The organism is Amycolatopsis sp. NPDC114484 (assembly GCF_055633755.1).
Genome location: NZ_JBVKDQ010000013.1, coordinates 46,088 through 71,806 on the forward strand (window position 1 = coordinate 46,088; position 25,719 = coordinate 71,806).

Below are 25,719 nucleotides of genomic sequence, written 5' to 3' on the forward strand. Positions count from 1 at the left end.
TGCTGCTGTGCAACGTGTCGTAAACATTAGCGGACGCCCCGGCGACGTCGCACAGGGGGCCCGGTTTCGGGGACCGCGCTGGTCACTGTCCTGCGTGGACAGTCATGCGCACGCCTTCGGCCAGCCGGTAGGGGCGGGTGTCGACGATGGCGCCCAACAGGCGGCGCAGGCGGGACACCTCGGCGCGGACGGTGACCAGATGCTCGGCGTCGCCGTAGAGGGCGTGGCTCAGCGCGACCGCGGACAGGCCGTCGCGGCCGGCCTTCTCCAAGCGGACCAGGATTTCCGCGTGGCGTTTCGTGATCGGGCGGCGCCAGCCGGTGTCGCCGGCTTGGAGGCTGAGCAGGGGAGCGGGCGTGAGGTCCAGGTCGAGCCGGACGGCGCGGGCGGTGCTGGCGGGGCGGACTAGCCAGCCGTCGGCGATGGGTTCGGGGAGGCAGGCGCCCAGGCCGGGGACGGCGACTACCTGGCCGGCTTTGGGGGCGGCGATGCGTTCGCCCGCGGAGACGCCGACGCTGTGCGCGACCCAGCCGTCCTCGTCCACGACCAGCGCGGGGCCGGAAGACAGGACAGGTTCAGCCATTTGGCGCAGTCGTTCGAGGCGTTGACGGTGCGTGCGCCACAGTTCGGATTCGGCTAGCCGCTTGCCGGTTTCGACGAGGGCCCCGATCGCGGGATGCAGAGTCAGGGCGGGGCCGCTGATGTCGATCACGCCGAGCAGTTCGCCGGTGCGCGGGTCGTGGATGGGCGAGGCGGTGCAGTACCACGGGTGCTGGTTCTGCTCGAAGTGTTCGCCGGCGAGCAGTTCGATGGGCGCGGCTTCGGCGAGCGCGGTGCCGATCGCGTTGGTGCCGACGCGGGATTCGGTCCATTCGGAACCCTCGGTGAAGCCCAGCGTGTCCGCTTTGCGCCGGACGGCGGACGAGCCTTCGCGCCACAGGATGATGCCGTCGGCGTCGGTGACCACCAGGAGCATGTGCGCCGAATCGGAGGTCGCGCCGACGACCTGGCGGAGGTCTTCGATGACGTGCCGCAGCGGCGAGCCGTGCCTGCGGCGTTCGACCTCGTCGCCGGGCACCGAATCGCGGGCGTTCATCCCGTCGGCGGTGAGGCCGAGGCTCAGCACTCGGGACCAGGAGCGCGAGACGAGCGGCCGCGGCGGCACGACCGGACGGCTGCCGCCGATGACGGCTTCGTGCATCCGGACGAGATCGCGGGCGTGGGTGGGCAGGTTGCGGCCCGGAGGCACCGCACTGTGCACCACCACAGTCACCTCCCGCACCATCGCGTCAGCGGCCCAGCATAGGTGACCTGCGCCGATGCCGCCACGACCCGGCGCGTGCAACTCGCTGCAACCCTTGCCGCGCCCTTCGCGACAGGAGTGTGATCGGCGCTACACCACGACAGCGACGTCCGAGGAGTAGCGATGACACAGACAGTCGACCGGATCGCGGAGGCGAGTACGCCGCAGGCCCGGGTCGAGGACTGGCTGGCCCGGTTCGAGGCCGCGCTGACCGCCCGCGACGTCGAGGCCGCCGCGGCGTTGTTCGCCGTCGATTCCTACTGGCGCGACTTGGTTTCGTTCACCTGGAACCTCAAGACCGTCGAGGGCCGCGACGGGGTCGCCGGGCTGCTCGGCGGCTGTCTGGAAACGACTGACCCGAGCGGGTTCCGCACCTCCGAACCGGCCACCGAAGCCGGCGGCGTCACCGAGGCGTGGATCGAGTTCGAGACCTCCGCCGGACGCGCGAAAGGGCATCTGCGGCTGAAGGAAGAGGGCGCGTGGACGCTGCTCACCAGCCTGCGCGAGCTGAAGGGATTCGAGGAGTCGCAGCGGGAACGGCGGCCCAAGGGCGTCGAGCACGGTGTGGTCCGCGGCCGTCGGTCGTGGGCGGAGAAGCGGGCCGAGGAGCAGGAAACGCTGGGCTACGACCAGCAGCCCTACGTCGTCGTGATCGGCGGCGGGCAGGGCGGGATCGCGCTCGGCGCCCGGCTGCGCCAGCTCGGCGTGCCCGCGCTGGTGGTGGAGCGCAACGACCGGCCCGGCGATTCGTGGCGCAAGCGGTACAAGAACCTCTGCCTGCACGACCCCGTCTGGTACGACCACCTGCCCTATCTGCCGTTCCCGGAGAACTGGCCGGTGTTCGCGCCGAAGGACAAGATCGCGGACTGGCTGGAGATGTACACGCGCCTGATGGAGGTGCCGTACTGGACGCGTTCGGCGGTCACCTCCGCGGTCTGGGATGACAACGCGAAGCAGTGGCATGTCACGGTGGATCGCGACGGTGAACAGGTCGTCCTGGCCCCGCGGCACGTGGTCTTCGCGACCGGCATGTCGGGCAAGCCGAATCTGCCGTCGTTTCCCGGAATGGACGAGTTCGAGGGCGACCAGCACCATTCGTCGCAGCACCCCGGACCGGACGCGTACGCGGGCAAGAAGGCGGTCGTCGTCGGTTCGAACAACTCGGCGCACGACATCTGCGCGGCGCTGTGGGAGCACGGCGCGGACGTGACGATGGTGCAGCGCTCGTCCACGCACATCGTGAAGTCGGATTCGCTGATGGACCTCGGCCTCGGCGACCTGTACTCGGAGCGCGCGCTCGCCGCGGGCGTCACCACCGAGAAGGCCGACCTGATCTTCGCGTCGATCCCGTACCGGATCATGCCGGAGTTCCAGATCCCGGTGTACCAAGCGATCCGCGAACGCGACGCGGACTTCTACGCCCGGCTCGAGGCGGCGGGCTTCAAACACGACTGGGGCGACGACGGTTCCGGCCTGTTCATGAAGTACCTGCGCCGCGGCTCCGGCTACTACATCGACGTCGGCGCTTCGGAACTCGTCGCCAATGGCAGCGTCAAGCTCGCACACGGCCAGGTCGACCGCCTGACCGCGAATTCGGTGGTGCTGTCGGACGGCACCGAGCTGGAGGCCGACGTGGTCGTCTACGCGACCGGCTACGGCTCGATGAACGGCTGGGTCGCCGACCTGGTCGGGCAGGAAACCGCGGACCGGGTCGGCAAATGCTGGGGACTCGGCTCGGAAACGACCAAGGACCCGGGCCCGTGGGAGGGCGAGCAGCGCAACATGTGGAAGCCCACCCAGCAGGAGGGATTGTGGTTCCACGGCGGGAATCTGCACCAGTCCCGGCATTATTCGCTGTATCTGGCGCTGCAGCTGAAGGCGCGGTTCGAGGGTCTTGAGACGCCGGTGTACGGGCTGCAGGACGTGCATCACCTGTCTTGAGCGTCGACGAAACCCGGTGGCCGCGGCGGGCGGTCACCGGGTTTTTTCTCGCAGTCCGGCGAGAACGACGCTCATCCCGGCGGCGAACTCGGTCTCCGGGTCGCTCGCCGCGGCGGCTTCGGCGATTTCGAGGAGCCCGGCGAACTGGTCTTGACGCAGTTCCGCGATCCGGTCGGTGGTCTCGGCGACGTCCGCGTCGCGCGACAGCGGACCCGCCAGTTCGGCCTGCGCGAAGCCGGTGACGAAAGCGGAAACCGTGCGGAACGCGACCAGCAGTTCCGCTCCGGACCGTCCGCCGCGGGCCAGTGCCCGCACCAGCGCTTCGGCCGGTCGGAGCGTCGCGAGGTCGAAGCTGCGGCGGGTCAGGATCAGCGGGATGGCGTGCGGATGCGCTCGCACCGCCCGCCACATTCCCTCGGCGACGGCGTGCACGTCGGCGCGCCAGTCGCCGGACGGATCCGGCCAGGTCGCCTCTGCCATCACCGCCTCGGTGACCAGCTGCTCCAGCCCGTCGCGGCCGTCGACGTAGTTGTAGATCGTCATCGGCCCGGTGCCCAATCCGGTCGCGAGGCTGCGCATCGTCAGGCCGTCCAGTCCGGCGGCGTCGACCAGTGCGAGCGCGGCGGCCTGCAGCCGTTCGCGCGTGAACTTCCGAGGTGCGGGCAAGGTTCTCCTTGATTAAGTACAAGGTACGTGTTTAGCTGGGTTCACGTACAACGTACTTCATGGAGGCGGCATGCGCACCAGTTTCCGTTCCGGCCGCGACCAGTGCGCGGCCTGGTTGACGCTCCCGGACGGACCGGGCCCGCATCCGGCGATCGTGCTCGTGCACGGCGGCGGCGCGACGCACGGGATGATGCTCGGCCAGTACGAAACCTGGTTCTCCGCAGCGGGTTTCGCCGTGCTGGCGTTCGATTTCCGGCACCTCGGCGAGTCCGGCGGCGAACCCCGGCAGCTGGTCAGCCGGCGGCGGTACGCCGAGGACGTCGACGCGGCGCTGGCGTTCGCCCGCACGCGGCCGGAGATCGACGCCGGCCGGATCGCCTTGTGGGGAACGTCGTTCGGCGCCAGCCACGTGCTCGCCGCCGCGGCGAGGCATCCGTCGCTGGCCGCGGCGGTCGTGCAATGTCCGGTGTTCAGCGGCCGGGCCGTCGTCGCGCGGGCCGGTCCGCGGCACCTCGCGCGCTTCACCGGGCCGATCGTCTCCGACCTGCTGCGGTCCGCGTCGCGCCTGCCGCGCCGGTACGTTCCGCTGGTCGGCCGCCCGGGCGAACTCGCCTTCGTCAACCAGCCCGGCGCGCTGGAAGGCTGGGAATCGGTCACGCCGGACGGCAGCCGGTTCGACAACCGGATCACCGCCGCGTCCGGGTTGGACATGGCGTTCTACAACGCCGCCGCGCAGGCCTCGCGCGTCCGATGTCCGCTGCTGATCTGCGCTTGCGACCGGGAGAACCTCATCGACCCGTCGATCGCCGAGGCGGTGGCCGTCGACGCGCCGCGCGCCGTGCTGAAGCACTACGACGCGGATCACTTCACGGTCTACCATCCGCCTGTGGTCGAAAAGGTCGTCGCGGATCAGCTCGGCTTCCTCGCCGTCCACCTGACCCAGTGAGGACGAGCGATGACGCGTATTCACGACCTGCTCCGCGCCGCCCCCGCGGACGCCGTCGGCTGGACCGCCGGTCCGCGCGACCTCCGGTTTTCCGAGATGGACGCGTGGTCGGACCGGATCGCCGCCGACTTCCTGCGGCGGGGCGTGCGGCGCGGCGACCGGATCGCGGTCAACGGGCGCACAACGCCGGAATGGCTGGCGGTGTACTTCGCCGCCGCGAAGATCGGCGCGGCGGTGGCCGGGCTGAGCCCGCGATACCGGGAAACCGAATTCGCGCACATTCTCGCCGATTCCGGTGCGCGGCTCGTGGTCACCGAACCGTCGGCGGGCGACGTTGATTTCCTTGCCCTGCTGGGAAAACTCGAACTGCCCGGGGTCTCCTTCGTGACGTTTGCCGAGCTGGGTTCGGCGGAGCCGGACACCGACGCCTTGGCCGCTGCTTCGGCGGCGGTCGAAGCGGACGACCCGGTGATGATCATCTACACCTCCGGCACCACCGGCCGTCCCAAAGGCGCGACGCTGACCCAGCGCGGCCAGCTGGCGGCGGCCGCCGCGGAAGCCGATCACCTCCAATTGAGCCCCGCCGATGTGCTGCCGGTGGCCGTTCCGCTGAATCACGTCAGCGGTATCACCTGCTGCGTCTTGTCCGCGTTGGTCGCCGGCAGCCGGTCGGTGTTGTTGCCGTCCTTCGACGCAGGCGCCGCCGCCGAGCTGTTCCGGACCGCCGGCCTGACGATGTGGGTCGGTGTGCCGACGATGCACACACTGCTGCTGAATCACGACCGTTTCGCCGGCGTCGACACTTCCGCGATTCGCGTAGTGGTCACCGGTGGCGCGAACGCGGAACCTGCTCTGCTGCAACGTCTTACGGCCGCGTTCCCGAAGGCGACAGTGATGAATCTGTACGGGTTGAGCGAGGTTTCCGGCGCTGTCGTGATGACGCCGTGGGGTGCCAGCACGGAGGCGACCGAACGCTCGATCGGCGTTCCTTTCCCCGGGGTGGAAGTGAAAATCGCCTCCCCGTCCGGAGAAACGCTGCCAGTCGGCGAAACTGGCGAGCTGGTGTTCCGCACACCGTCGATCATGGCTGGCTATCACAATCTGCCGACGGAAACCTCGGCGGCGGTGGACGCGGACGGCTGGCTGCACACCGGCGACATGGCGCGGGCGGACGAGGACGGATACCTGACATTGCACGGCCGCGCCAAGGACATGTTCGTCCAAGGCGGATTCAACATCTATCCGGTCGAGGTGGAGAACGTCCTCGCCGCGCATCCCGGGGTGCTGATGGCGGCAGGGGTCGGCGTCCCGGACCCGGTGCTGGGGGAGATCGGCCGGTATTACGTTGTCCCAGCACAGGATTCGACGGTCACCGAAGCGGCACTGAAGGAGTTCTGCGCCGGAAAGCTGGCTGACTACAAGGTCCCGCGCCAGATCGTGCTCCGGCCCAGTCTGCCGCTGACGCCGTCCGGGAAGTGCAAAAAGCAGCCCTGCGCGCGGAAAACTAGACGTTCGCCGCGACCGCTTCCTGGATCACCCTCGCCGCGTCGGCGAACGCACCGGGATTCGGCCCGGCGTAGTTGAGCCGGATGAAGCGCCCGGTCGGTTCGGCGGGAAACCATTCGTCGCCGGAGCCGATGACCACGCCGGCGGATTCGCAGTCGCGGACCACGTGCGCCAGGTCGACCGTCCCGGGCAGCCGCGCCCAGAGGTTCAGCCCGCCTTGCGGCACGGATTCCACCTGCACCGCGGGCGCGTGTTCGCGGAGTCCGGTGAGCAGCAGGTCCCGGCGGGTCTTGAGCTGGTGCCGGACCCGGCGCAGGTGGGTGCGCCACGCGGGCTGGGTCACGACGTCGAGCGCGACGGTCTGCAGCACCGTGCTGACGTACATCGACTCCGCCAGCGTGTCGACGAGAATCCGGTCGCGCGCCGGGCCGCGGGCGATCAGCGCGGCGACGCGGATCGCGGGGGAGACGCTCTTGGTGAGGGAGCGGAGGTAGACCACGTGGCCGTCGTCGTCGCGTCCGGCGAGCAGTTGCGGTTCCGCGGTGATGCCGAAATCGTGCGCGGAATCGTCCTCGATCAGGAACGCGCCGTGCTGGCGGACGGTGTCGAGGACGCGGCTGGCCAGGTCGGGATGCCACAGCGCGCCGGTCGGGCTGGCGAAACTGGGCTGCGCGTAGAAGGCTCGCGCGCCGGTCTGCTCGAACGTCCTGGCCAGCACGTCGGGATCCGGTCCGTTCGGCCCGCTCGGCACCGGCACCACCGCTACTCCCGCTTTCGTCGCCGCGAGGATCGCTCCCCAGTACGTCGGGGATTCCAGCAGCAGCGGCTGTCCCGGCCCGACCAGCGCGCGGAACGCGGTGACCAGGCCGCTCTGGCTGCCCGGGGTGATCACGACGTCCCGAGGCGTGACCGGGACGATCCCGGCCGGCGTCACCGCGCGGAGTTCCGCGGCGAACCAGGCCTGCAGTTCGGGGACGCCCGCGGTCGGTGGCCGTCCGACCAGCGCGGCCGTGCGGGCGGCCCGGGAGAACGCACTCCGGACGAGACGCTCCGGCAGCAGTTCGGGGTCGGGATAGCCGGAATGAAGCGCTACTGAGTTAGTGGAAGCCGGCTGCAGCGACGCGGGCTGTTTGAGCAGCCCGTGCCCCGGGCTGCCGAGTGCGGCGGTCTGCCAGCCGTAGTCGCCGGACCCGGTGGCCGGCGCGGCGCGGACGAACGTGCCGACGCCCGGCAGACTCTCCACCAGCCCTTGGGAAGACAGGCTGCGCAGTGCTTTCTGGACAGTCACCGGACTGGCCGAATACCGCGCGACCAGCTCCCGCGACGACGGCAGCTTCGCTCCGGCCGGTGCGGTGCTGATCCATTCGCGCAGTGTCGAAGCGATCCGGGAGCTGCTATCGTCGGACATGAAACTGAAGGATAGCGCTACTCTCCCGGTGGCACCGGCGCTACCCCGGGCCGGTCTCTGGTGGGGACTGCTCGGTGTCGTGGCGTTCTCGTTCACGATGCCGTTCACCCGGCTCGCAGTGGAAAACGGCGGACTCTCGGCGATGTTCATCGGTTCCGCGCGCGCAGTGGTCGCCGCGGTGCTCGCGACCGTCGCGCTGATCGTCACCAAGCAGCGTCTCCCGCGCGGTGCCCAATGGTTCCGCCTCGCAGTCGTCGCGGGCGGCGTGGTGATCGGCTTCCCGCTGCTGACCTCGTACGCCCTCACCACGGCTTCCGCCAGCCACGGCGCCGTCGTCATCGCGCTGCTCCCCGCGGCGACGGCGGTAGTAGCGGTCCTCCGCACCCGCGAACGTCCACCCGCGACTTTCTGGGCGCTGGCCGCGGTCGGCGCCGTCGCCGCGATCGGCTTCGCTGTCCTGCAAGGCGGCGGTCTCAGCGGACTGCAGTGGTCGGACGCGCTTTTCTTCGGCGCGGTACTGGCCGCCGCGATCGGCTACGCGGAGGGCGGTTTGCTCGCGCGGGAATTGGGTGCCTGGCAAACCGTTTCCTGGGCGCTGGTGGTCGCTTCTCCGTTGATGGTCGCGTTGACCGCCGTATCGATCGCGAGGCAACCTCCACATGCGACAGTCGGCGAGTGGGCCGCTTTCGCCTATTTGGCGGTGGTGAGCATGTATCTGGGCTTCTTCGCGTGGTACCGGGGGCTGGGCTTGGGGCCGATGACTCAGGTCAGCCAGGTGCAGTTGGTGCAGCCGGTGCTGAATCTGATGTGGGCAGCGGTATTCCTGGGCGAGGAACTGACCTGGCAGACCATCCTGGGCGGCATGGCAGTGGTGGCCTGCGCGGGCAGCGCGGTGCGGGTGCGGACTGTTCGGCCTCCGGTTCGGGCGGCGGCCGACGGCACGAGCTGACCTCCAGAGGCACGTGATGGGGCCAGGAGGGACGGCTGTACTGACCGAGCTAGAAAGGCGAGGTGACTCCACTGGCCGAACGGACCCGTTGGCTCGACGTGACCGCTCAGGCCGGGCTCGTCGCATCGGGGGAGGTGAAGCCCGGCGAACTCGTCGAGGCCGCGATCGAGCGGATCGAACAGCTCGACCCGGTCCTCGGCGCGGTCCCGCTGCGGTACTCCGGCCACGCGGGCCCGGCGGCACGTTTTGCGCGGACGGACTGCGAGCAGCGAGTTCGGCACTGTGCCGAGCGCGGAGTCCGCCGCGTGGGGAAACACCCGGAACCCTTGGGACACCACGCTTTCGCCCGGCGGGATCCAGTGGTGGCACCGCGGCCGCGGTCGCTGCGGGCATGGTGGCTTCCGCGCACGGCACCGACGCGGCGGGATCCCTCCGCGTTCCGGCGTCCTGCTGCGGACTGGTCGGCCTCAAGCCCTCGCGGACGAGCGGGCGGGACGCGAGTTCGGTGTGGGATTTGCTCCGCGAGCTGGCTGTACCTCGGGCATGGCCGCGGTCCTTGGCGAACTCGGGCGCCAGCTGGGCCACGAGGTCGCCGAAGCGGACGTCGAACCGCTCAACTGGGCTCTCGGCGTGCTGGGCGCCGAGGTGACCGAAGCGGATCGGCAGGCCGCGATCGAGGGCGTCAGCGGGTTCGCGCGTTCCGTGGCGGGCTGGCGGACTGGTAGGAGGAACACGACCTGCTGCTCACGCCGACGCTGGCCGAACCGCCGCCGCCGTCCGGCGCGCTCGGTTCCGATCCGGCGGATCCGCTGGCCCCGTTGCGCCGGAGCCAGCGGTTCGCGCCTTTCACCCCGTTCGCCGACTTCACCGGACAGCCCGCGATTTCCCTTCCCCCGCACACGAATCCCGAAGGGCTGCCGATCGGGGTGCAGCTTGTCGCCGCTCCCGGCCGGGACGACTTGTTGCTGCGGGTCGCGGCGCAGGCGGAAGCCGCGGCACCGTGGCGGGATCGGCGTCCGGACTCTTACCAGTAATCGCGGTCAGGCAGCCGGATCCAAGCGTCGGGCGGCCCGGTGACCGATCGGTTGTCGACGGGCCGCAGCCCCGCGTAAGCGAAGCAGTAGGCGAGTGCGTGGCCCTCGTACAGACAGGACAGCAGCACGTCGCCCTCTTCGTCCGGCTCGCCGCCGGGGTGCAAGTCCCAGCCGATGATCTCGCCGTCGCGGAGGATGCTGCCCTGGTTGCCGCTCTTGGGGTTGGCGTACATGCCGTAGCAGGTCGTCCCCGCCGACAACGCCTTGGTGACGCCCGGCATCTGCGGCGCGTATCCCCACGGCTGCGCGAGCACGCACCCGCCGGGCACGTCCGTGGCCCACATGGTGTGGACGACAGCGGGGTCGAAGAGGTCGTCCCGCCACCTGTCCATCATCTCGTCGTAGTCGCCCTCGACGATCTCGGCGCCGAGCCTGCGCACCGCCTCGGCGACGTCGACGCCCGCGACGCAGGCGATGCCCAGCCCCTCGACGTACGGATCGCCGACCGCGGCGATCAGGCGCCGGCTTTCGTCCACGATCGTGATCTCCTCCTGCGTCAGCGAAATTCCCGAGCCGGGCAACTCCGGCGTGGCGCTCGTGCGGCTCAGCCGGGCCGGTGACCAGCCCGACATCATCTCCAGCAACGGATCCGCGCCCGCGGCGACCAGTGCGCGGGCGTTGTCCGGCCGGTGCGCGGCCACCGCTCGCCACAGCGCGGTCCGGCCGTACGACATCGCGTCCACGTCGTTCACCCGCTGCGCCAGTTCGGCCACGACCTCCGCGGAACCGTTCTCGGCCGCGGCGTGCAGCGGAGGGTCGTAGAGGAAACCGACGTTCGGGTCGGCTCCTGCTTCCAGCCGCTCCCGCACCTTGCCGAGATCCGTCCAGCTTTGCCAGCCGAAGCCTCTCCACCCCTCGTCGCCCATGCCGCCCAGCATGCCGGATCAGGCGCGCGCACGGTACGCGCGACTGAGATGATCCTGAAGCCGCGCATGGCGAAACTGATACACCGCCCCCGCCTGCCTTAACACCCCGCGCCGGTACGCGTCGTCGAGGAACTCCGTCACCGCCCAGGGCAACCGGCCGGTCAGCGGCAGCCAGATCCGCGCCAGCAGCACCCACTGTCCCCAAGCCGTGAACGCCAGCACATAAGAAAGCCCGCCACCAAGGCCGCCGACAGCTCCGATGAGCAGGCCCGACGACAGCGGCCAGCGGAGCGGCCCCAGCGGGCCTTGGAGAAGTTCGACCAGCAGCCACCCGCCGAAAGCGATGGAGAGAGCGACTGCCGGCACGAGAATCAGCAACTGGCGCAACGCGGTCGTGCGGTTCGTGGCCAGCAGGCCGAGCGGGGTGGCGGCCGAGCCGACGTCCAGCGGGATCTCCAGCGAGGCCAGCAGCCCGAACACGAGCCCGGCGGCGAGCCCGAAGACAAGTCCGTAGACGAGCGTCGGCACCAGCATTTTCTCGACCAGCGACCTGCCGTCCGGCGGGAATCCGAAGAGCAGCCCGTGCAAAGCCGTGTTGACCGGGCCGTATCCGAGCCCGATCACGAACCCGCCGAGCAGGGCGGCGCCGAACCTCGTGGTGTAAGCCCGGACGAACTGACGGCCGGTCCGATGCCGTCCCCGCAACCGGATCTGCGCGCGGGACGGTTCGACGGTTCTCCCTCGGCACACGACCACGAGGCCGTGGACCAGCCCGAAGGCCAGGCCGACCATCGGCCCGATCAGGAGCCCGTCCATCAGGCCGGCTCGGAAGGTGAACGCGCTCCCGTGGCCGATGAGGTCCAGCGGAACGAAGACCAGCCAGTTCAGCACGGCGATGGCCAGCGTCGAAGCCAGTACGACGGCGAGGATCCGCGACGACCGGCGCAGCGAACCGCCCAGCTGCCACCAGGCCAGATCGTGGTCGTCGAGCTGGCCGACGTGCTGGGCGAGATAACCCAGCCAGCGCTGGGCTCGTTCGGGATCCCAGCTGCGAAGCGGCCGCGCCACGTGCGAGGGCCGGTGCCGGTACACGGTGGGCACGAAGCTGGCGAGCAGGTGGTCTTCGAGGGCGTCCGAGGTCGGGAACCGGGCGGCGTCCAGCAAAACCGCCGGGTCCCGGCCGGGGACGTCGCTGTAGACGGTCCGCGCGAGCACCACCATCAACGGCGTTTTCAGCGCGGTGGCCAGGGTTCCGTCCGGATAGTCGCGCAGTTCGGCGAGCACCGGTGCCCACAGCTTTCCGTCGCGCCCGGTCGTTCGGGGAAGGTAGTTGGCGACGTCCGCCGGGGTGAGGTCGAGCAGTTCCACGCCCGCGGCCGAAGTCGGCACGTCGGTCGCGGCGACCGCTGTCGCGTATTCGCCGGGACGGCTGGTCAGCAGAAACGGCAGTGCGGTGGCGCTGAGCGCGGCCAGCGCGGCAGCGTGCAACCCGGCGGCGATCTCGTCGAACCCGTCCAGAACCGGGAGGATGCACCCGGTTTCGACCAGCTCGGCGGCCAGGGAAGGGGTCAGGCCCGGATAGTCGGGGTAGTCCTGGGGAAGCCGTTCGATCAGCCAGTCCCGCAGCGTGGCGGCCGTCGGGTCCCACACGCTGAGGTTGAAGATCGCCGGCACCGGTTCGGCGGCGGCGCGCGTCCGGAGGCGGCCCAGCACGAACCGCAGCGTCAGGATCGTCTTCCCGGAACCGGCCCGGCCCAGCACCACCAGCCTGCCGGACGGGATCCGCCGGTAGACCTCCGCGATGTCGTCCAGTTCTCCGTCCAGCTTCAGCGGTTCCGTCGCACCGCCTGGCGGGACGCCGCGGATGTTGTCCCAGCGATCGGCAAGCCGCTCGGACGCCGGCCGCCAGCGGACCGGCAGCGGGAAAGGATCGCGGACCCGGCGTTGCTCTTCCTCGCGCTGCCAGCGGGAAGCGACCACCTGCGCGAATTGGTCGGCGGCCTCGGAAAGGGCGCTCCGGATTCGCGGAGGCCCGTTCTCCTCGGGCGCGGGGGAGACGCCGAACTCGGCCAGCAGCGCGCGACGCTCGGCCGTGGTGCTTCCCAGCGTGTCGGCCAACAGCTTCACGGTGCCCATCCGTGGATCGATGGGTTTGCCGTTCTCCAGCCGCCGGATGGTGCTGACGCTGACCTCGGAGCGCTCCGCCAGCTGCTCTTGCGTCAACCCGGCGTGGCGCCGCATCTCCCGCAGCAGAACGCCGGCCCGGCTCGTCACCGCGGAGACCCCTCACTCTGCGTCCGCCTACCCGAAACGAGCTTACCGCGCTGACCGGTCATGCCTGACCGGCTTGTGCTCTGGTGCGATGACCTGCGCGAACCCCACCATGATCGGCACCGGACCCCGAGCCGGAGTCACTTCGCCGGACGACGGAAGGAAACCGGGTATGGCCGCCGATCACCGGTACTGGTGCGGCGAATGCGGCTATCGGACGCCCTGGCTCACTCAGCCGGAGAGTGCCGAGCAGTGCGCGCGGCACTACGCCCGGTGCCATCCCGGCGTTCCGCCAAGGGGGCAGGCGGAGCGCCGCCGGTCGGCCGGCGGCGGGGTCGGATGCCTGGTGCTGGTGGGCGTGCTGCTGCTGATCTTGGTGGCGGTGGCCGTCTGCCGGTACCAGTCCAGGTAGCCCCGAAACCTTTGAACAGAGGAGAGTTGTGCGCACACTGAGACGGACAGCTTCGATACTGGCCAGCGCCGCTGTCGCGGCAGCGCTGGCCGCTCCGGCGTCCGCGGCCGGCGCCCACGCCGACACCCAGGCTGTCCTCGACGGCTACCAGTCCCACGCCGGACCGGGCGCGGCCGTCTACGCGGGCAACGCGTCCGGGTCGTGGCACCTGTCCACGGGCAGCGCGACGATCACCGGACCCGCGCGTCCCCTGGGGCCGAACGAGCACTTCCGCATCGCCAGCCAGACCAAGACCTTCACCGCCGCGGTCGTCATGCAGCTGGTCGACGAGGGCAAGGTCGTGCTCGACGCGCCGATCGAGCGGTACCTGCCCGGTCTCGTCGACGGCAACGGCTACGACGGCAACCGGATCACCGTCCGCCAGCTCCTCCAGCACACCGCCGGAATCCCCGCCCCGAATGTGATGACCTGGGCCCAGAAAGCCGCCGGGTTCCTCAAACCGGACGGCAGCATCGGCCTGCGCGACCTCGTCCAGGTCGCGCTGAGCAACTTCCCGCCCGCGTCCGAGCCCGGCGCCGGCGTGCTGTACTCCAACCTGGGCTACCTGATCAACGGCCTCTTGATCGAGCAGGCCACCGGGATGTCCGTCGGCGACGCGATCACCGCCCGGATCGTCGACCGGCTCGGACTGGCCCAGACCAGTTTCCCGCGCGCGGGCGACCGCTCCCTGCCCGCGCCGTACCTCCCCGGGTACCGCGGGGTCCGGGCGGGCCCGTTCTTCTTCTGGACCGAGACGACCTCGGGTCCGGTCATCTCCGAACCGTCGATCGAAAGCTCGGCCGGGGCGGTCGTCTCGACGCTGGCCGACCTGTCGGCGTTCTACCGCGCGCTGCTCGACGGAAAGGTCGTCTCCCCGGCGGCGCTGGCCGAGATGCGCCGCACGATCCAGGTGCCGGTGCACGACCCGAGCTACGTCGGCGTGGGTCTCGGACTGCAGGCCTTCACGCTGTCCTGCGGCGGGGAAGCGTGGTTCCACAACGGCCTCGCGGTGTCCGGCTACACCTCGTGGACCGCGGCGACCGACGACGGCCGGTATGCCTCGATGATGACCAATGCTCTCGAGGAGACGAGCATCCGGCCCTCGCCGCTGGAAGTGATCGACTCCGCTCTCTGCGGCAGCAGGCAGTGAACCCTACGAATCAAGGAGCGTGCGTGCGCACCCGAAGTTTCCTCGCCGCGATCGCGGCGGTCGTCCTGATGGTCGCCGGCGCGGCCAGCGCCTCGGCCGAACCCGCCAAACGGGTCTTCAACTCGATGCAGATCCTGTTCAACCTCAGCACTCCCGACCATTTCTGCACGATCGGAGCGGTCGGCACGGACAAGTACGACCGGAAGATCGCGGTCTCGGCGGGGCACTGCCTGATGGACGGTCCCGGGCAGCATTACTCCGACCGCGACATCCCGGAGAACATCCAGCCGGTCTACGACCGCAACGACACCGGGTTCGGCCCGATCGGCTACGTGCGGTACTTCAAGAACCGCGAGGGCTCGATGACGGGCCACCCGACCAAGGACTACATGATCATCGAGCTGCTGCCGACGGTGACGCCCTCCTCGCAAGGGCCGTACCTGAAGCAGACCGGCGAGATGGAGGCCCCGGACGGGCAGCCCAGCCCGAACGCGCTGAACCCGCCGCTGAACAACGAACGCCTCCTCGGGGCCGCGCTGAACAACAACAACGAACTCGTGGTCTCGGGTCAGCTCGGCGTCTGGTACGGCCGGATCACGAACAACTCCAACGGCGTCTACCAGTCCTGGGCCAAGCACCAGGCGAACGACTCCGGCGGCCCGGCGATCTGGCACGTGCCCGGCACCGAATACCCCGGACAGGGCAACAACTTCCAGGCGTCCGGCCCGTGGGCGGGCATCACCAAGGCGATCATTTTGGGCGTCCCGCAGTACGTCTACACCAGCTCGGCGAACATCCTCGCCGACCTGCGCGCCCGCGACGCCGCGCACCCCGGCGCCTACGGCGCCGGTTTCCACGTGACCCAGAACCCGTGACCCCGCTACCGAGAAAGTGACTATGAGACCCTTGTTTACGCGTACGCGCGCCCTGGTGTCCGTTGCCGCGGCGATGCTGGCCGTCGCCTTGACCGGCCCCGCCGCCCACGCCGACACTCCTGCCCTGCCAACCCTGACCGACGGTTACGGCCTCACCCAAGTCGGGACCGCTCAAGGCACCGCGACCAACTTCGTCCTCACCGTGACGACTCCGGCGGTCGCCGGACAGCACCACATCCGCGTCATCGTCCCGAGCAGCTATTACACCGACACCGCCAAGCGCTATCCGGTGTTCTACTTCCTGCACGGCGTCGGCGACGATCCGAGCAACCCGTACCTGGCCTACCCCGCGATGCTGGCCAGCCAGAAGATGATCACGGTGATCCCGGACGGCGGGCTCCGCGGCTGGTACACCGACTGGGTCCGCCAGGACACCGCGGCCGGGGCGCAGAACTGGGAAACCTTCCATCTCAACCAGGTGATCCCGTTCATCGACGCCAACTTCCGCACTATCGCGGCCAAGCCCGGCCGGGCGATCGGCGGGCTGTCGATGGGCGGCTTCGGCGCGCTGCACTACGCCGAGGACCGTCCCGGGTTGTTCAGCCAGACTGTTTCGCTGTCCGGCGCGATCGACTTCAACCTGTACTGGGTCCGCATGGCGATCCGGGGCACGTTGTCCAACGTCGGTTTCGCGATGTCGGGCACGTCCGGCTCCGGTGAGTCCACCGGCGGCAGCGGATTCGGCCCGGCAGTGCCGACCGACTCCGCCTTCGGGCCGCTCAACGAGGCGGGCGACATGTCCGCCGCGCTGTCCCACGGCCCGGTCGTGAACGCCGGGAAACTCGCCACGGTCGGCGTTTCGCTCTACACCGGCTCCGGCAACGGCAACCCGCTCGTCATCCTCGTCGACGAACCGGCGTTCGCCGAGTCGGTCACCGAGGCCGCCCAGCAGAACCTGAAGGCAGCCCTCGACAAGGCCGGACATCCTTACTACGCCGTGAATTACGGCAACGGCAAGACCTGGGGCCCGAACTGCCAGGGCAAGCACACGGCCGGATGCTGGGGACAGGATCTGGTGGACTACCTGCCGCGGCTGGAGCAAGCTTTCGCTGCCGCGTAAGGAATGCTGGATGAGTGCCCCGGACGGAGCTGATCCGTCCGGGGCGCTCGCTCAATTGCCAGGCGACCGCGAGGCAGTCGGATGACGGCGCTAAAGGCTTAGCCGGGCGGCGTCGTCCGCACTGACCGCGACCGCCAGCTCCGCCGGTCGCAGCTCGACCGTTTCCGGTGCCCCGTCGAGCAATTCGAGCAGTCGCAGCAGGTACTTGGTCAGCACACCGGTGTTGTGCGCGTCGAGAGCGGCACGCGAGGGGTACTTCTCGACCACCGTCACCCGCGACGGGTCCTGTTCGACGTAAAAGGCGTAGCGCAGCGTGTCAGGTTCATCGCGCAGCACTTCGGGAACCAGTTCGGAAAACAGCGCGAGCATTTCTTTTTCCTGGCCCGGCTTGGCCTTGAGGCGGGCGATAACCACGATCTCGGACATGGAATTCTCCTGGTCGCTTAGGCGCCGAGCACCGGAAGGCGCAGCGCGGACGGGTAATTTTCGTTGTGGTGCAAGGTGTGCTGCGCGACGACCGCCTCGTCCAGAGTGTCGAACTCCGGCACCGTGCGAGTGTGCAGATTGCGGCTGAAGCGCGGAAAACTGAACCCGGCGATCTGCACCCGAATGCGGTGCCCGCGTTCGAATCGATGCGCGACGTCGTGCAGCGCGACCGTTATGCGGCTGGGTTCTTCGGTATCGAGCCAGTCAGTGTCGCCGCCGTTGCGATAACGGGCTCGCTGCGCGCCCTCGGCGACGTTGAGCGCGAAACCGTCGGGCTCGATGTCCACCAAAGTGACGCAGATGTCGGCATCCGGCGCGGTGCTGGTGACGTAAGCGATCAGTTCGGCTTGCCCGGCGATCGTCACGTCCTCGGTCAATGGGACGCTCGTGTAGCGGAGCACGTCTTCGCGCCCGTCGACCGCACGCTGATCCTGAATGCCGCCCGGTGCCGCGGCCGGATCGCCCTCGAACGCGATCACCCCGCCATGCGTGGGAAACGGATCGCGCGGATCGGCAGTGAACGTGTCGGATCCGTCGTCTCCCTCCCGGGTTAGCAGACCGTCCGAAGAGAGCGCCCATTCTTCGATGGCCGACGCAGGCGGCCACGCGGATGCGCTCGCCCACGCATTCGACCCACCGACGAAATAGCTGACCCGCTCGGACAGATACTGTGCCGCGGAAGGGTAATCCGAGCCGTCTCCGCCGCGCAGATGCCGGTCGAAGAACGCGGCGAGCACCGGACTCCACGTCGGCACCCCGGCCGCCGTGTTCGGCAACACCCGCGCACCGACGTCGCCGAGCGCGCTGTAGGTGCCCGCGTGAGTCCACGGTCCAGCGATCAGGCTGGCTTTTTCGTTGCCAGCCAACCGGTTCGCGAGCCGGAACTGCGTAGGACTCGTGAAGTCTCGATACCCGGCGATCTGCAGGAACGGGATGTCGACCCGCTCGGGCTCGGTGAGCAACGTCGGCCGGTCCCAGAACGGATCGTGCGGCGACCGCAGCCAATCCGTCCAGAACGGCGCGACCCGGTGGTCGTCGAGCGGGGCAAGGCCGGTCAACGGCAACTGGCTCACCGCGGCACGACGATCGGCGAAGGCCTCGTCCAGCAGTTCGCGCACCCGTTCCCGTTCGGCCGCGCTCACCGAGGTGTGGTCCAGACCTTCCTGAACCATCCCGAGCGCGTACAGGGTCAGAAAGCCCAGCTCGAACAGGCCGCCCGGACGCGCGGTATGCCGCATGTCAGCGGTCCCGATCATCCCGACCGCCGCTTTGAGTCGCGGATTCCGGGCAGCGACCGCTTGCAGCACGGTCATGCCCAGGTAGGACGAGCCGTAAATCCCGACGTTGCCGTCGCTCCAGGGTTGCTCCGCGGCCCAGTCGATCGCGTCGGAGGAGTCGTTGTACTCCTGCGTGATGAAGTCGAACTCGCCGCCGGACCCGAATCGCCCGCGGCTGTCCTGCACCAGCACCGCGAAGCCCTGCCGGGCCAGCCACACCGGATCGGCGACGAGTCCCGAAACGCGGAAAACGCCCGTGCGGTCATACGGAGTGCGGTGCAGCAGCACCGGCCAGCGACCGTCCGTGGCCGGGCGGTACAGATCGCCGACAAGGGCGACGCCGTCGCGGGTCTTCATCTCGACACCGGCGTCGATGCGGGGTGGATACACGGTTACTCCCGTTCGGAGAGGAGCTGGCTCGGTGGGGCCGACCGTAACACTAACCGTTGCAAAACACTAACCGTTATTGTTAACGTGGCGGCATGAAAGCAGTGCGCTTCGCCGCATACGGCGGTCCCGAAGTCCTTGACCTGGCAGAAGTGCCCGAACCCCACGCCGGCCCCGGCCAGATCCGCGTCGCCGTGCGAGCGGCGGGCGTGAACCCGCACGATTGGCGCACCCGGGAGGGCCAGTTCCAGCGGATCCGCCCGATCGAACTGCCCTCCGGCGTCGGCCAAGACGCCGCCGGCGTGGTCGACGAGATCGGCGAGGGCGTCACCGATGTCGCGGTGGGAGACCTGGTGCTGGGCCGCGGTTCGAACACCTACGCCGAGTTCGCGGTGCTGAATTCCTGGGCGCGTTTGCCTTCCGGGCTGACCTTCGCCGAAGCAGCCGGGTACCCGTCGGTGGTCGAGACCGCGCTCCGCGTCATCCGCCTGGTCGGTGTCCAAACTGGACAGACGTTGCTGGTGAGCGGCGCCGCGGGCGGAGTCGGTTCGGCGGTGCTGCAGATCGCCCGCGACCGGGGGATCAAGGTGATCGGCACGGCCAGCCCCGCGAACCAGGACTACGTGCGAAGCCTGGGCGCCATCGCGACCACCTACGGCGAGGGCTGGGTCGACCGGGTGCGCCAGCTGGGCCAGGTGGACGCTGCGGTGGACCTCAACGGCGCCGGAGTCATCCGCGGTTTGCTGGACCTGACCGGGGATCCGGAGAAGGTGCTCACCATCGCCGACCTGGAGGCCCCGATGCTGGGAATCCGCTTCGCGGGCGTCGGCGGCGACATGAAGGAAGCGCTGGCCGAGACGATGGACCTTATCTCGCAAGGAAAACTCCACATCCCGGTCGAGAAGTCGTACCCGCTGGCCGAAGCCTCGGCCGCGCACGCGGACAGCCAGGCCGGACATACCCGCGGACGCCGGGTTCTGCTGGTCTGACCACAAGCGGTGCCGCCGGATTCGACCGGCGGCACCGCTTCGGCGCGGTCAGGCCATCGTGGTCCGAAGCACCAGGGTCCGGATGCAGCACGACCCGGTCGGCGCGCCTTGAGTGCCGACCGCCCACGCATCGCCCGCGACCGTCGACACGCCTGCCAAGGCTGTGTCGGACGGAACAGCCTGCTGGGCAGTTTCGCGTTGGCGGGCAAGGCGTTCGTCCACGAATGCCCGTCGCACCGCCGTCTCCGACCGCCCACACGTTGTCCGGCGCGATGCCACGACCCCGGACAGCGCGTTCGACGCTCCGGGGATCGGGTTGACCGTGGGCACGACGGACCAGACGCTGCCGTTCCAATGCATGGAGAAGGTGCGCACTGTCTGGGTCGAGGTGTTGTCGGTGCCGACGACCCAGACGTCATGGGCGGCGCGGGCCGAGATGGCCCGGGGCAGCAGCCGCGCGTTCGAGCTTTGCGCCGGAGGAGCCACGATGCGCCACGAGGTTCCGTTCCAGTGCTCGAACAACGGCACGATGCGGCCGAGTTTGTCGGTGAACCAGCCGGTGGCCCACACGTCCGTCGCCGAGATCGCGGATACCGCGGTGAGTTCCGTGAACTGGCCGGACCCGGTGGGGTGGGTCCGGATTGGGGCTCGGCGCGGGCACGACGGACCAGGCTCTGCCGTCGAAGTGCTCGACGAGCGGGACCAGGGTGTGGGGCGTGGGACGGGACAGCCCGACCGCCCATACGTCGGTGCGGGTCAGCGCCGCCACGCCCAGCAGGTCGGAGTCGCCGTTCGGGTTCGGGCTGGCGACGATCTGCCGGCTGCCGCCGTTCCAGTGCTCGGCGAGAGTGCGGTCCAGGCCGCCGGTCTGGGCACCGGCGTCGTGCCCGACCACCCAGACGTCGTCGGCCGCCATGGCGGAGGACGCCGCCAGGAAATCTTCGGCTTGCCCGGCGCGATCGGCGCTGGGCACGACCCGCCACGTCGCCGCGGCCGATGCCGTGGGGGCGAAGGCGACGGCCAGCGCGGCGAGAACAGGGAGAAAAGAGGATCGAAGGGGCATGATGGGGTCCTCGCGCAGATAATACGGATACTGGCGGACGCGATTTCGCAGATCGGTTTTCACCGCCGTGACACGCCATCGGGCGCCGACGCCGGCGGGTTTCGGGCCGGGCGGCGGTCTGGGCAGCCAGCACGCCGCCGAACCGTGCGATCAGCGGTGAACTTGACTGCCGGCGTCGCCGCAACCCGGCGGTGCGACCGGAAGGTCGACGGCTCCGTCGACGACCTCCCCGGTCTTCTCGTTCTTCGCGTGTGCCGCCAGGTGCGATTTCCCGCCGAGGTACCGCGTCATGCGGACCTCCCGGATCCCGCCCGGCTTCGAGGTGTCCTTCTCGGTGAAGAACGGTTTCCGGTTGCAGGCGAAGGCGATGTCCCAGACCTGCCCGGAAACCTGGGTCATGATCTCGAACTCCTCGCCGACGACCGCCACTCCCTCCTGCGGGCCGTCGTCGTCGTACATCGACTTGAGCGTGAACGGGGTGCCCTTCGTGCCGTGCCCCTTGGTCGCCGCCGGCGGTCCGCAAGGGCGCTTCTGAACCGCGGACGCGGGCAGGGACGGCAGGCTCATCGCCAGCGCGGCGACGCTCGCGGCCACCACGGGCAGGACAACGTTTTTTCGCATCTCGCCGCCTTTCTCGTGTCCGCACAAGAGAAATCGAGGAAAGGGTTGGATTTTCCGTCCATCCGACGTCGGCGGAAACGATTGTTGCCGAGCCTCGTTCCGGTGTCACGGTGACGCGGTCACCATGACCGGACGAGCGCGGGGGAGCCCGCCACCCTTCGCTACTCGTGGACCCATACCGTGCTGAAGGACGCGCCGTGCGGTCCGAGAGCGGACGCGGTCTGCTTGAGGACACCGCTCGTCGGGCTTGCTTGGTTGACATGTCCCAGGTCCCAATGGGCGTTGTCGAGGGCGCCGACGTGCCCGCCGGTATCGGTCACGGAAACCTGGTCGTATCTCACAGCACCGTAGTTGGGCAGGAAGAACACTCCGTCGCCGGCGTTTCCGCCGAGCGGGGTCTCGGTGATCACCTCGGCGTTGACCCGGGGACAGCCGCCCATCTCCGGATAGCAGGGCTGGACTTGGATCAACGTCTGCCCGGTCGACTGGTCCTTGACGACGATGCGGAACTTCTTGGCCGCGGTTTCATAGGTGACGGCGGCGTCGATCAGGTCTCCCGGTTTGATCGGGTTCGCGATCTGGATGTCGTTGTGCGGGAACATCTCCCACCAGAGCGCGTACTGCGCGATGCCGTTCACACAGCGTGCCGAGGAACCGCCTTGCTCGACCACGTCGTTCCACCAGCCGTCCATGCCCACCCAGGAGACGACCCAGGCGTCCTTGGCCGCCGGGCAGGTGATCCTGGGCTGGATCCAGCGCGCGTGCACCGACCGGAAATCGGTCGTGTGGGCCGCGTTGGTGGTGAAGTGGCCCGACCAGTTCCGCGAGGTGAAGTTGGTGACCGTGGCAGTTCCGTGCGGCCGAACCGGCGGCCCGATCTGTGTCTGGTCCTTGGCCGAGGCCGCGTTGGCGGACAACGGTTTCGCGGGCAGGTGCGTCGCAGGCAGCGGAAGCAGCACTCCGGCGGCGAGCACCGTGATCGTTCTCGCCAGGGTTCTCAGCGGGCGGCTTGTCGGCACGGGATTCCTCCTAGTCGGCGGGTTTCGTTGGTGCGCCAGGGAGATGCCGCGGACTGCGGGGAAATCCGGACGGAAGGCCATGAATCCCGCCTCGGCGGTCAGGACCCATTCCGGGGTGCGCTCACGCTCCGGCCGCGCCTGGGAACGGTGCCGGTTTCGCGGTTCAGCCGATCCGGTAGCGGTAGTAGTAATACCAGCCGGCCTGTCCGCCGCCGCTCGGGCCGCGCGGGTCGTTGGTGTGGTATTCGCAGGGATAGGTCAGAAGATCCGGCGGGTCGTTCCGGTTCGCGCTCGAGGCGTCGCAGTTCGTCTTGGCGCCGAACGCTCCCGCCCACGCGCCCCGATAGGTCGCCGCCGGGCCGGCTCCCGCGACGCCGCCGGTGAAGACGAACAGGGCGGCCGTTGCCGCCGCCAGCGTCATCGAACGTTTTCGCGGACTTGTCATTGATCCGTCCCTTTTCGAGAGCTTTGATCGTCATTTCGAAAAAGATCTCGGTTCAGCGGGAATTCGCGGTCCGCGGCCATAGTCGCCCAGTTTGGCACGGTCGCACCGGCCGGACTAGCGGCCAAAGGTCCCTGAACGGACCTGCTTGCCCCGCTTGTGCACCGTTCGGCTGCGAGCGGCTCCACTCCGACGGGCGGTGCGCGGCGGCCTCGGCCAAGGCAAGCAAGCGCTGGCTGAGACGGCAGGCCCTGTCTCGCAAGGAAATCTCCGTATCCCGGTCGACGGGCGTACCCGTGGGACGACGCTTCGGCGGCGCACGCCGACAGCCAGGCCGGACCTGCCGCCCCTGGCGGTTCACGGCGAGAGCAGCGCCTCGGCGTACGCGGCTAGTTCCCCCGTCACGTCGGGCCAGGCGGGGACGTAAACGATCTCTGTCACCCCGGCCGCCGCCGCTTGGTCCGCCTTGTCCCGCAGCTGAGCCGGGGTGCCGGTCCAGCCCGGGGTGAGCAGCGCCGGGCCCGCGGCGGCGGCCAAGCGGCGGTCCCGGGCGGTCAACGTGGTCAGATGACCCTGATGGACGTCGAGGTGCCGTTCCGGCTCCGGCCGGGCGGCCTCGATCTCGGCGCGCCAGCGCTGCCCGCCGGGCAGTTCGTCGACCGCGGCCGGATCGCTTTCCCAGACGGCGTGGACGATGCTGGCCCAGCCGGGCCCGGCGGCCTCGACGACGCGCGGAGCGGCGTGATCCTCGCCCGGCCGCAGCACGGTGCCGAAGCGCAGCAGAGCGCATTCGGGCCAGGGCCTGCCGGGCAAGCCCGTCGTCAGCACGCCGGGGACCTCGAGCCCGGCGGCGGCCGCCGCCACGCTGGACGAGATGGGTGCCCTGTTCGGGGAACTCATCGCGCGACTGCCGGTCGACGACCCCGAGGACGCGACTCACGCGCTGCTGTCCTGGTTGCTGGGAACCGTGGTGCAGCAACAGATCCGGCCGCGTCCGGTGGCGCGGCTCCTCCGGGAGCTGGGCTCCGTCCTCGGAATGGGCGCCGCATAAAGGCGAGGCGTCGGCCGGAGTCGGGAGCGTCCGCGCTGGGCGGATTGCCGGGAAGGGGCCGATCGCTGCCCGAACGCGAACGGTGAAGCCCGGCACGCGTTCCGCGCGCGACGCCCGGGATTGTTCTGTCGTGGTCGAGGCACAGGTGAAACGGCGGTTCGGGGCGAACGGCCTTGCCGGTTAGCCTGGACGGCCCGCGTCGCTCGACGCTGTCGCGCGCGGGAGCCGCGCGGGATACTGCGGTGCCAGTGGAGTCATCGGCCCCCTCTTCGGGAAGTGGTGCGTGATGAACGAATCTGGCTTCCGCGCGGCGATCGCGAGCGCAGCCGCCGTGCTGATCATCGGCTCTCCGATACCGGCGTCAGCCGCCGGTCATCTCCAGCGAACCGCCGCGAGCGACTGGCCGACCTATCACCGCGACAACGCGCGCACCGGCGACGCCGCCGATCTCGCCCCGCTCGGCACGCTAGGCACGGCCTGGCAGTCTACTTTGGACGGTGCGGTGTACGGTCAGCCGCTGGTGGTCGGCGGCCAGATCCTGGCCGCCACGGAGAACAACACCGTGTACGCGCTCGACCCGGCCACCGGCGCGACCCGCTGGTCCGCCCACATCGGCGAGCCTGCCCGCCGGTCCGAGCTGCCGTGCGGGAACATCGACCCGCTCGGCATCACCAGCACCATGGTGTACGACCAGGCCACGTCGCGGGTTTACGCACTGGCCGAACTCACCGGCGGGCAGCACGTGCTGGTCGGGGTGAACGCGAACACCGGTGCGGTGGAGGTGCGCACGCCGCTGGAGCCGCCGAAAGGCGACCCGGTGGCTCACCAGCAGCGAGCGGCGCTGACCCTGTTCGACGGCCGGGTGTATGTGCCTTACGGCGGACTGGCCGGCGACTGCGCCAACTACATCGGCTCGGTGGCGTCGGTGACCACCGCCGGAACCGACCCGATCAGCTACGCCGTGCCGACCACCAGGGAAGCCGGGATCTGGGCCCCGGGCGGCGGCGTCGTCGACGGACAGCGGCTGCTCTATTCGGTGGGCAACGGCGAATCCACCATGGCCTACGACGACAGCGATTCCGTGCTGGCCCTGTCGCCCTCCCTGCAGCGAGTGGACCTGTTCGCCCCGGACACCTGGGCCGACGACAACGCACAGGACCTCGATCTCGGGTCGTCCAGCCCGACCCTGCTCGGCGATCACGTGATCGCGGTCGGCAAACGGGGAACCGCGTACGTGCTGCGCCACGACCAGCTCGGCGGCATCGGCGGGCAACTGGCCCAGGCCGACATCTGCCAGTCCTTCGGCGGCAGCGCGACCAGCGGAGACACCGCGTACCTGCCCTGCACCGACGGCCCGGCCGCAGTGCGCGTCGACGCGAACGGCACCCCCACTGTGGTCTGGCGTGCCGCGGTCTCCGCGAACGGCTCCCCGACCGTGGGCGGCGGCGCGGTGTGGGTGGTGGACTACAACACCGGCGACCTGTACGCACTGGCACCGGCCGACGGCACGGTAAAGGCCCAGATCAATCTGGGCACCGTCCCGCATTTCGCCTCTCCCACCCTGTCCGGTGACCATGCCTACGTGGGCACCATGACCGGCGTGGTGGCTGTCTCCGGCGCCTGACCCGCAGCGGATCAATCTGGATGACGCGCAGCACCGGGATCTTCCGGGCGCGTGCTTCCGCGCCGCATCGATCTCACGATGCGGCGCGGCGTGCCGTGCACAGCCAGGCTTTCGCGGGTGGGGACAAGGACGATGGTGGCCGCAGTGAGAACCGCTGCTGTGCCAAGCAGGATCTGACTGTTGACGTCGTCGTGGAAAGTGGCGGCGGCGAGGC

At 69.5% G+C, this 25,719-nt stretch carries 25 protein-coding genes; 13 read left to right on the forward strand and 12 right to left on the reverse strand.

What is annotated here, in order from left to right:
• Nucleotides 1–82: 82 nt before the first annotated feature.
• Nucleotides 83–1,273: a sigma-54-dependent transcriptional regulator family protein gene (locus ACZ7SW_RS28500; protein ID WP_470233437.1), complete on the reverse strand. Its 1,191-nt coding sequence runs from the start codon at nucleotides 1,271–1,273 to the stop codon at nucleotides 83–85.
• A 153-nt stretch (nucleotides 1,274–1,426) separates the two neighbouring features.
• On the opposite strand from ACZ7SW_RS28500, the gene ACZ7SW_RS28505 reads away from it, so the two are divergent.
• Nucleotides 1,427–3,244 carry an NAD(P)-binding domain-containing protein gene (locus tag ACZ7SW_RS28505; protein ID WP_470233438.1) on the forward strand — a complete coding sequence of 606 codons (1,818 nt, stop codon included), beginning with the start codon at nucleotides 1,427–1,429 and terminating at the stop codon, nucleotides 3,242–3,244.
• Between the two features lie 33 nt (nucleotides 3,245–3,277).
• Here the strand turns inward: ACZ7SW_RS28505 and ACZ7SW_RS28510 are convergent, their stop codons facing one another.
• Complete coding sequence (locus ACZ7SW_RS28510) at nucleotides 3,278–3,910, reverse strand: TetR/AcrR family transcriptional regulator C-terminal domain-containing protein (protein WP_470233439.1); 633 nt, start codon at nucleotides 3,908–3,910, stop codon at nucleotides 3,278–3,280.
• A gap of 70 nt (nucleotides 3,911–3,980) precedes the next feature.
• Here ACZ7SW_RS28510 and ACZ7SW_RS28515 point away from each other — a divergent pair, with 70 nt between their 5' ends.
• Nucleotides 3,981–4,856, forward strand: a complete 876-nt coding sequence (locus ACZ7SW_RS28515) for an alpha/beta hydrolase (protein ID WP_470233440.1) — start codon at nucleotides 3,981–3,983, stop codon at nucleotides 4,854–4,856.
• 9 nt (nucleotides 4,857–4,865) lie between these two features.
• Nucleotides 4,866–6,440 carry a class I adenylate-forming enzyme family protein gene (locus ACZ7SW_RS28520; RefSeq protein ID WP_470233441.1) on the forward strand — a complete coding sequence of 525 codons (1,575 nt, stop codon included), beginning with the start codon at nucleotides 4,866–4,868 and terminating at the stop codon, nucleotides 6,438–6,440.
• Here the strand turns inward: ACZ7SW_RS28520 and ACZ7SW_RS28525 are convergent.
• The gene (locus ACZ7SW_RS28525) at nucleotides 6,361–7,770 is read right to left on the reverse strand and encodes an aminotransferase-like domain-containing protein (protein WP_470233442.1); all 1,410 of its coding nucleotides are present in this window, start codon (nucleotides 7,768–7,770) and stop codon (nucleotides 6,361–6,363) included. The two genes, ACZ7SW_RS28520 and ACZ7SW_RS28525, sit on opposite strands and share 80 nt — an antisense overlap.
• Here ACZ7SW_RS28525 and ACZ7SW_RS28530 point away from each other — a divergent pair.
• The 3 genes from ACZ7SW_RS28530 (at nucleotide 7,769) to ACZ7SW_RS28540 (ending at nucleotide 9,753) form a co-directional block, all read left to right on the forward strand.
• On the forward strand, nucleotides 7,769–8,719 hold the full coding sequence (locus tag ACZ7SW_RS28530) for a DMT family transporter (protein WP_470233443.1): 951 nt from the start codon (nucleotides 7,769–7,771) through the stop codon (nucleotides 8,717–8,719). The two genes, ACZ7SW_RS28525 and ACZ7SW_RS28530, sit on opposite strands and share 2 nt — an antisense overlap.
• 16 nt (nucleotides 8,720–8,735) lie before the next feature.
• A complete protein-coding gene (locus tag ACZ7SW_RS28535) occupies nucleotides 8,736–9,368 on the forward strand; it encodes an amidase family protein (RefSeq protein ID WP_470233444.1) in 633 nt (210 codons plus the stop codon).
• A gap of 91 nt (nucleotides 9,369–9,459) precedes the next feature.
• The gene (locus ACZ7SW_RS28540) at nucleotides 9,460–9,753 is read left to right on the forward strand and encodes an amidase family protein (RefSeq protein ID WP_470233638.1); all 294 of its coding nucleotides are present in this window, start codon (nucleotides 9,460–9,462) and stop codon (nucleotides 9,751–9,753) included.
• Here ACZ7SW_RS28540 and ACZ7SW_RS28545 read toward each other — a convergent pair.
• Entirely contained in the window at nucleotides 9,744–10,679 is a 936-nt protein-coding gene (locus ACZ7SW_RS28545; RefSeq protein WP_470233445.1) for an ankyrin repeat domain-containing protein, read from the reverse strand. The two genes, ACZ7SW_RS28540 and ACZ7SW_RS28545, sit on opposite strands and share 10 nt — an antisense overlap.
• 18 nt (nucleotides 10,680–10,697) lie before the next feature.
• Nucleotides 10,698–12,953: a helix-turn-helix domain-containing protein gene (locus tag ACZ7SW_RS28550; protein ID WP_470233446.1), complete on the reverse strand. Its 2,256-nt coding sequence runs from the start codon at nucleotides 12,951–12,953 to the stop codon at nucleotides 10,698–10,700.
• Between the two features lie 169 nt (nucleotides 12,954–13,122).
• Here ACZ7SW_RS28550 and ACZ7SW_RS28555 point away from each other — a divergent pair, with 169 nt between their 5' ends.
• Genes ACZ7SW_RS28555 through ACZ7SW_RS28570 form a run of 4 tightly spaced genes read left to right on the forward strand, consistent with a single transcriptional unit; the run spans nucleotide 13,123 to nucleotide 16,546 of the window.
• Complete coding sequence (locus ACZ7SW_RS28555; RefSeq protein WP_470233447.1) at nucleotides 13,123–13,362, forward strand: hypothetical protein; 240 nt, start codon at nucleotides 13,123–13,125, stop codon at nucleotides 13,360–13,362.
• Between the two features lie 28 nt (nucleotides 13,363–13,390).
• Nucleotides 13,391–14,551, forward strand: coding sequence for a serine hydrolase domain-containing protein (locus ACZ7SW_RS28560; RefSeq protein ID WP_470233448.1), 1,161 nt, complete (start codon nucleotides 13,391–13,393; stop codon nucleotides 14,549–14,551).
• 23 nt (nucleotides 14,552–14,574) lie between these two features.
• Nucleotides 14,575–15,426, forward strand: a complete 852-nt coding sequence (locus ACZ7SW_RS28565; RefSeq protein WP_470233449.1) for a hypothetical protein — start codon at nucleotides 14,575–14,577, stop codon at nucleotides 15,424–15,426.
• Between the two features lie 22 nt (nucleotides 15,427–15,448).
• Entirely contained in the window at nucleotides 15,449–16,546 is a 1,098-nt protein-coding gene (locus ACZ7SW_RS28570) for an alpha/beta hydrolase (RefSeq protein ID WP_470233450.1), read from the forward strand.
• A 90-nt stretch (nucleotides 16,547–16,636) separates the two neighbouring features.
• Here the strand turns inward: ACZ7SW_RS28570 and ACZ7SW_RS28575 are convergent, their stop codons facing one another.
• Complete coding sequence (locus tag ACZ7SW_RS28575) at nucleotides 16,637–16,972, reverse strand: putative quinol monooxygenase (RefSeq protein ID WP_470233451.1); 336 nt, start codon at nucleotides 16,970–16,972, stop codon at nucleotides 16,637–16,639.
• Nucleotides 16,973–16,989: 17 nt separating this feature from the next.
• On the reverse strand, nucleotides 16,990–18,699 hold the full coding sequence (locus ACZ7SW_RS28580) for a CocE/NonD family hydrolase (RefSeq protein WP_470233452.1): 1,710 nt from the start codon (nucleotides 18,697–18,699) through the stop codon (nucleotides 16,990–16,992).
• Nucleotides 18,700–18,791: 92 nt separating this feature from the next.
• Between ACZ7SW_RS28580 and ACZ7SW_RS28585 the strand changes: the two genes are divergently transcribed.
• Nucleotides 18,792–19,685, forward strand: coding sequence for an NADP-dependent oxidoreductase (locus ACZ7SW_RS28585; RefSeq protein WP_470233453.1), 894 nt, complete (start codon nucleotides 18,792–18,794; stop codon nucleotides 19,683–19,685).
• 415 nt (nucleotides 19,686–20,100) lie between these two features.
• Here ACZ7SW_RS28585 and ACZ7SW_RS28590 read toward each other — a convergent pair whose 3' ends face one another.
• The 5 genes from ACZ7SW_RS28590 to ACZ7SW_RS28610 form a co-directional block, all read right to left on the reverse strand.
• Nucleotides 20,101–20,811 carry a hypothetical protein gene (locus tag ACZ7SW_RS28590; RefSeq protein ID WP_470233454.1) on the reverse strand — a complete coding sequence of 237 codons (711 nt, stop codon included), beginning with the start codon at nucleotides 20,809–20,811 and terminating at the stop codon, nucleotides 20,101–20,103.
• Nucleotides 20,812–20,898: 87 nt separating this feature from the next.
• Nucleotides 20,899–21,369, reverse strand: coding sequence for a hypothetical protein (locus tag ACZ7SW_RS28595; protein WP_470233455.1), 471 nt, complete (start codon nucleotides 21,367–21,369; stop codon nucleotides 20,899–20,901).
• Nucleotides 21,370–21,530: 161 nt separating this feature from the next.
• Nucleotides 21,531–22,388 (reverse strand): G1 family glutamic endopeptidase, encoded by an 858-nt coding sequence (locus ACZ7SW_RS28600; protein ID WP_470233456.1) that lies wholly within the window; start codon nucleotides 22,386–22,388, stop codon nucleotides 21,531–21,533.
• A gap of 163 nt (nucleotides 22,389–22,551) precedes the next feature.
• Complete coding sequence (locus ACZ7SW_RS28605; RefSeq protein WP_470233457.1) at nucleotides 22,552–22,833, reverse strand: hypothetical protein; 282 nt, start codon at nucleotides 22,831–22,833, stop codon at nucleotides 22,552–22,554.
• A 354-nt stretch (nucleotides 22,834–23,187) separates the two neighbouring features.
• Nucleotides 23,188–23,694 (reverse strand): hypothetical protein, encoded by a 507-nt coding sequence (locus ACZ7SW_RS28610; RefSeq protein WP_470233458.1) that lies wholly within the window; start codon nucleotides 23,692–23,694, stop codon nucleotides 23,188–23,190.
• 10 nt (nucleotides 23,695–23,704) lie between these two features.
• On the opposite strand from ACZ7SW_RS28610, the gene ACZ7SW_RS28615 reads away from it, so the two are divergent.
• Both ACZ7SW_RS28615 and ACZ7SW_RS28620 read left to right on the forward strand, forming a co-directional pair.
• The gene (locus tag ACZ7SW_RS28615) at nucleotides 23,705–23,881 is read left to right on the forward strand and encodes a hypothetical protein (RefSeq protein ID WP_470233459.1); all 177 of its coding nucleotides are present in this window, start codon (nucleotides 23,705–23,707) and stop codon (nucleotides 23,879–23,881) included.
• A 286-nt stretch (nucleotides 23,882–24,167) separates the two neighbouring features.
• Nucleotides 24,168–25,505, forward strand: coding sequence for an outer membrane protein assembly factor BamB family protein (locus ACZ7SW_RS28620; RefSeq protein ID WP_470233460.1), 1,338 nt, complete (start codon nucleotides 24,168–24,170; stop codon nucleotides 25,503–25,505).
• The last annotated feature ends 214 nt before the right edge of the window (nucleotides 25,506–25,719 follow it).

What these genes read in the sequence shown, in the direction of transcription:
- ACZ7SW_RS28505 (WP_470233438.1), top strand. Translation starts at nt 1,427, where the DNA reads ATGACACAGACAGTCGACCGGATCGCGGAGGCGAGTACGCCGCAGGCC.
- ACZ7SW_RS28515 (WP_470233440.1), top strand. Translation starts at nt 3,981, where the DNA reads ATGCGCACCAGTTTCCGTTCCGGCCGCGACCAGTGCGCGGCCTGGTTG.
- ACZ7SW_RS28520 (WP_470233441.1), top strand. Translation starts at nt 4,866, where the DNA reads ATGACGCGTATTCACGACCTGCTCCGCGCCGCCCCCGCGGACGCCGTC.
- ACZ7SW_RS28530 (WP_470233443.1), top strand. Translation starts at nt 7,769, where the DNA reads ATGAAACTGAAGGATAGCGCTACTCTCCCGGTGGCACCGGCGCTACCC.
- ACZ7SW_RS28525 (WP_470233442.1), bottom strand. Translation starts at nt 7,770, where the DNA reads ATGTCCGACGATAGCAGCTCCCGGATCGCTTCGACACTGCGCGAATGG.
- ACZ7SW_RS28535 (WP_470233444.1), top strand. Translation starts at nt 8,736, where the DNA reads ATGGGGCCAGGAGGGACGGCTGTACTGACCGAGCTAGAAAGGCGAGGT.
- ACZ7SW_RS28545 (WP_470233445.1), bottom strand. Translation starts at nt 10,679, where the DNA reads ATGGGCGACGAGGGGTGGAGAGGCTTCGGCTGGCAAAGCTGGACGGAT.
- ACZ7SW_RS28555 (WP_470233447.1), top strand. Translation starts at nt 13,123, where the DNA reads ATGGCCGCCGATCACCGGTACTGGTGCGGCGAATGCGGCTATCGGACG.
- ACZ7SW_RS28570 (WP_470233450.1), top strand. Translation starts at nt 15,449, where the DNA reads ATGAGACCCTTGTTTACGCGTACGCGCGCCCTGGTGTCCGTTGCCGCG.
- ACZ7SW_RS28575 (WP_470233451.1), bottom strand. Translation starts at nt 16,972, where the DNA reads ATGTCCGAGATCGTGGTTATCGCCCGCCTCAAGGCCAAGCCGGGCCAG.
- ACZ7SW_RS28585 (WP_470233453.1), top strand. Translation starts at nt 18,792, where the DNA reads ATGAAAGCAGTGCGCTTCGCCGCATACGGCGGTCCCGAAGTCCTTGAC.
- ACZ7SW_RS28595 (WP_470233455.1), bottom strand. Translation starts at nt 21,369, where the DNA reads ATGCGAAAAAACGTTGTCCTGCCCGTGGTGGCCGCGAGCGTCGCCGCG.
- ACZ7SW_RS28605 (WP_470233457.1), bottom strand. Translation starts at nt 22,833, where the DNA reads ATGACAAGTCCGCGAAAACGTTCGATGACGCTGGCGGCGGCAACGGCC.
- ACZ7SW_RS28615 (WP_470233459.1), top strand. Translation starts at nt 23,705, where the DNA reads ATGGGTGCCCTGTTCGGGGAACTCATCGCGCGACTGCCGGTCGACGAC.
- ACZ7SW_RS28620 (WP_470233460.1), top strand. Translation starts at nt 24,168, where the DNA reads ATGAACGAATCTGGCTTCCGCGCGGCGATCGCGAGCGCAGCCGCCGTG.